The organism is Moorena sp. SIO4E2 (assembly GCF_010671945.1).
GTDB classification, from domain to species: domain Bacteria; phylum Cyanobacteriota; class Cyanobacteriia; order Cyanobacteriales; family Coleofasciculaceae; genus Moorena; species Moorena producens.
Genome location: NZ_JAAHIE010000581.1, coordinates 1 through 4,241, shown reverse-complemented (window position 1 = coordinate 4,241; position 4,241 = coordinate 1). Strand labels below are relative to the sequence as shown.

Here is a 4,241-nt window from a genome sequence, read left to right as displayed (position 1 = left end):
AATGTGTTTGATGGTTCTGAATGGGTTGGAGACGAAGAAGTACCCAAGACTGGTATTTCTGAAGGACCAAGTGCAGTGCTTTACTAAGTGATTGCGCATTGCTGAATCAAGATAAGAATGTAGAATTAAGAATGTAGAATGTAGAATTAAGAATTTAGAATGTAGAATTAAGAATTGGGAATTGGGAATTAAGAATTGGGAATTGGTAATAAAGAATTGGGAATTGGGAATTGGAAATTCTGCCTTCTGCCTTCTGACTTCTGACTTCTGCCTTCTGACTTCACCATTCACCATTATTAATTCTAAATTCTACATTCTGCATTCTACATTCTACATTCTACATTCTTAATTCACCATTCTCTCCTCCTTCAAGCACAATCGATCAAATAACTCCTTCGGAATAGTCTCAAAATCTTCCAACAAAAAATCCATAATCGCCAGAGGTTGCAAGTGAATAGCAGTCGGAGGGTTACAGCGACGACTAGTATTAAACCAGCCATTAACAGTGTGAGCAGAACAAGAACAGATCAAAGCTATATCTTCCTGGGTTAAGTCCCACTTTTGGTAAAACCGTTGTGGTGTCATACCCAATTGGTAGTAACTATACAGTCGGATTAGTATTTGCTCTCGCTTCTTGATGCAGTCGCTCATGGGGGAAACCCCCAAGACCGCGCTGCATCGCTCCGTGATGGGATAGGGATACAAATTTTCCTGCTTCGGTTCCCTCTGTTGTCCAAGCTGCTCAAGACGCTCCATGGCTTCGTGATAATCGAGCTTGATGATGAATAAATCGTTTTTTTGCCATTATGATAGAGTTACCTAAACTGTGGTTTGGTAGAGAGCCGCGCTTGAGGGGAGTCAACCAAGAAGCGCGGCTCTTTTCGCCATGTTTATATTATAAATAGTGTCTATGGTTGTTGTCAAGTAAAAAATCAAAAAAAATTGGATAATTTACGAAATTTGTAATAATTATTGACAACTAAAGTGTTAGTTTTGTAACAAGTTTAGCTAATAGCAAACTAAGGATAGTTTAAGACATAGTATTTTGCTTTAGAAGAAGCAGGGAGCAGGGAGCAGGGAGTAGGGAATAGGGAAGAGAAAAGAGGGAACAGGCCAAAAATTATCTGTACCTCATTAGGCTAAAAACCGCTATACTTTGGAGAAAACAAGGCAGAGGACAGAAGGCAGAAGTGAATTCAACCTTGGCCTATTGGCCACGCAATCACGTTCAACCTTAAACAACCTTCAACCTTCAACCTTCAACCTTCAACCTTCAACAACCTTCAACCTTCAACAACCTTCAACCTTCAACAACAGAAGAACCACTACCCGATAATGACTAAGACGTTACCAACGGGATGAGCCGGGCATGGATCGGATAATCCAGGGGATGTAGAGATGGGCTTGAGTACGCGATCGCGTAGCGTCTTTGTAGGAGAATCGCAGCTGCACCTGAACTTGCATGTCACCTCCCCAGAAATTTTTTGCGTAATTGTTGGTGGTTACCCGGATAACTATATAGATACTTAAAAATCAGCTATTAGCAGCTTGCATGTCACACTCCAGCTGCTGTCTGGTCAAAAGGGGACTAAAACTACTACTTTTGTAGCATTACCGTCTAATTTAGAGTATCGATTAGCTGAAAATACGAAAAGTTGCAAACTGATTATAGAAACACAACTAAATCATGATTACAGAAAAATTACTTGATGAAGAATTACTTGATAATGAAGAAATAATTAGCAGTCATGATTCTGCCATATATATTGATACGGAAGAATACCACATAAGTAAACCATTACCAAGCTTCAACCCATTGTGGGCTAGAATACTTACAGGTAGAGGAAGAAAAAATCAAATATTATTGATTCGAGGCAAATTTTATTTAACAAATTATCGAATAGTCTTTAAAGCTAGAGAAGAGAAATCCGATATATTCTTATCAACAGAAAATTCTATTAATTTGATTAATAGTACTAAAAATCGTCTTCACGGTAAAATCGATATATTCTTATGGGATATACAATTGATGAAGCGATTCAAAAGTATGATGACTAGAGGTTTGGATATATACACTAGAAATCATGGAAATTATAAATTTTTAATTTCTTTTGCAAACTTAGAAAAAATAATTAAAGATTTCCAAAGCATGACTATGAAAATAGATGAACAAAAAGTAAGCAATCTTATCAAATTTTCAAATAAAGTTTTTAGATATAGTAGCAATTTAATGGTAAATAAAAGATTAGAAGAACAGAACAAATACTGGTTAAAAGTAAATATAATTGTATTACTAATAAGGCGGATGAGGATACCTTTAGCAATAATTATTGCAATAATATTTTTTATTTAAAAGGTAGCGTTTATTATTGCTTTTGTACCAGTTATTTGTTTGTTGAAGCTGTTTGGTATAGATGTTGATGTTACAGGATAATAGTAAAATGGAAAATAACAACTCTCTTGTTGCAGAAGTCAAGGAAAAAGCAAATTTGACAAATTCTGAAGAATTATCTTTAGAAGAAAGTCAAAAAATTTTAAATCTTATAGAAGAAGGTGAAATTGAGGAAAAACACATAAAAGCTCTTGCAAAAGATTCACCTAAATTTTCTACTAAATTTATTGAATCCATGACTGAGTTAGTTCACACATTCCCGAGCTTAGTGGAAAAAGTAGGTGATGTAAATCAGGAAGCACTTGATAAAATTGATCATATTAACCACACGGTAAAAACCTTAAATGAGTTAGCAGATAATATTCAATCTGACGAAGGAAAAATAAGAATAGCAGAATTAATTTTTCAAGTTTCAAAAGACTATAGCGAAACTATAAAAGAAATTAATTCTAATAATAACAATACTTGGTCAAAAATTGGTGGGACTATTGCATCTGCTTTTGTATTCGGATTAGCTATAATAGTTCAAGGGTTTGGAGGTGATTCTACTTAATAGTAATAATAAAGAGGAAATAGAAGGTTCTAAACAATAAACAGTTCCAGCGTAGTAGCGCGCCTGATTTTAAAAAAGCCCCCTTAGTCCCCCGAGCAATCCCTCGCTCGGGGGACTTTTAGAGTTTTATTCCTCCCTCGGTGCGCTTCCCATAGGCAAATTAAATTCGTCACGGGTCGCACCACAAGATTGGGAATTAGGGGGCAAAACTATACCGATAATCAGCAACTAGTACTAATCATCTACAGCATCAAACTCTACTTAGAACGACGCAATCGTTTAGCAGCCTGTAATCCCTGATTAACAGTAGTAGTGCTAAAGGCTGCTACCTGAAGCCATGGGACAATAGCTTTGATGCTCTGTTGGACATCACTACTCGTACTGCAAGTAGCGACAACAGCAAGAGTTATAGGAACACAAAAATGTCCCATAGCCTGAAGAGAATTTTTCATGCTAATTTTCTCCTTAATTTTTAGGAACCAAAGGAGATTAAGCTTAATATCGTTAAGACGAACATAATATTAAACTTAATCACTAAATCGAACTATGAAGGCTGTGTCATAGTTCGATTTAAATATTAACCGATTCAATTGATAGTTATATGTTGCGCTTTTTTATTTTCCTAAAAATTTAAGTAAACTTTAAGTAAAACTGGCTCTTCCGTACTTGTTATGCTAAATTAACACTTTGCCAAAGGGAGTAGGGAGAAGGGATCAGGGAGAAGGGAGCAGGAGGAAGAGGCAGTATGAAGAACTGTAAAACTTTAAACAAACTTCATTAAAAATTTGTATTATAAGTCGCGGCAAGTTGTCTAAATAAATTAGACTAAGTTACAGACGAACATAATATTAAACCTAACAGCTAATGTCGGACTATTGAATAAGGCTGTGTCATAGTCCGATTATTTTCAACTTATTGGACAAAGGCAGCACTACCACAAACATGCCCTTGCCCTAGAATTAACGATCGCCCCTCACATCAAGAGTTATCTCAGCAGTTATCACCCGGTCCGTCTGTGAAACAATCTTCACCCGTCTCACCCGACCAGTATAGGGCGTTCGCGTAGCGTCTCCCTAGGAGAATCGCACAATACTCAATTCTGCCAGCTCCTTCTCCACCTCTTGGGATTGCTTCACCAAAGATGCCAGCTGGTACTGCTGCCGCTGTAAATTAGTTTGATAAGTCATCATTTTCAGAGAATGCTGGTAAATCTGTTGTTGGTAACGAGTTTTCGCAGCATTTAACCGAGCTATAGCAGATTGAATCGAAATCTGAGCCTTAATCCGCTTTTCCTGT

General features: G+C 36.8%; 6 protein-coding genes and 1 pseudogene. 3 read left to right on the top strand and 4 right to left on the bottom strand.

Annotation, left to right across the window (positions count from 1 at the left end):
• Both F6K37_RS33430 and F6K37_RS33425 read right to left on the bottom strand, forming a co-directional pair.
• Positions 1 to 294: hypothetical protein (locus tag F6K37_RS33430; RefSeq protein WP_287255006.1), on the bottom strand; the 294-nt coding region annotated here is incomplete at its 3' end.
• A 51-nt stretch (positions 295 to 345) separates the two neighbouring features.
• Positions 346 to 756, bottom strand: a complete 411-nt coding sequence (locus F6K37_RS33425) for a hypothetical protein (RefSeq protein WP_287255005.1) — start codon at positions 754 to 756, stop codon at positions 346 to 348.
• A gap of 454 nt (positions 757 to 1,210) precedes the next feature.
• Here F6K37_RS33425 and F6K37_RS33420 point away from each other — a divergent pair, with 454 nt between their 5' ends.
• The 3 genes from F6K37_RS33420 (at position 1,211) to F6K37_RS33410 (ending at position 2,945) form a co-directional block, all read left to right on the top strand.
• The gene (locus F6K37_RS33420) at positions 1,211 to 1,336 is read left to right on the top strand and encodes a hypothetical protein (RefSeq protein WP_287255003.1); all 126 of its coding nucleotides are present in this window, start codon (positions 1,211 to 1,213) and stop codon (positions 1,334 to 1,336) included.
• A gap of 351 nt (positions 1,337 to 1,687) precedes the next feature.
• Positions 1,688 to 2,353 (top strand): hypothetical protein, encoded by a 666-nt coding sequence (locus tag F6K37_RS33415; protein ID WP_287255000.1) that lies wholly within the window; start codon positions 1,688 to 1,690, stop codon positions 2,351 to 2,353.
• A gap of 88 nt (positions 2,354 to 2,441) precedes the next feature.
• Positions 2,442 to 2,945 (top strand): hypothetical protein, encoded by a 504-nt coding sequence (locus F6K37_RS33410; protein WP_287254998.1) that lies wholly within the window; start codon positions 2,442 to 2,444, stop codon positions 2,943 to 2,945.
• A 257-nt stretch (positions 2,946 to 3,202) separates the two neighbouring features.
• On the opposite strand, the gene F6K37_RS33405 is transcribed toward F6K37_RS33410, so the two are convergent.
• Positions 3,203 to 3,397, bottom strand: a complete 195-nt coding sequence (locus F6K37_RS33405; protein ID WP_287254996.1) for a hypothetical protein — start codon at positions 3,395 to 3,397, stop codon at positions 3,203 to 3,205.
• Positions 3,398 to 4,018: 621 nt separating this feature from the next.
• Positions 4,019 to 4,241, bottom strand: a pseudogene (locus F6K37_RS33400) (hypothetical protein); the annotation flags it as partial.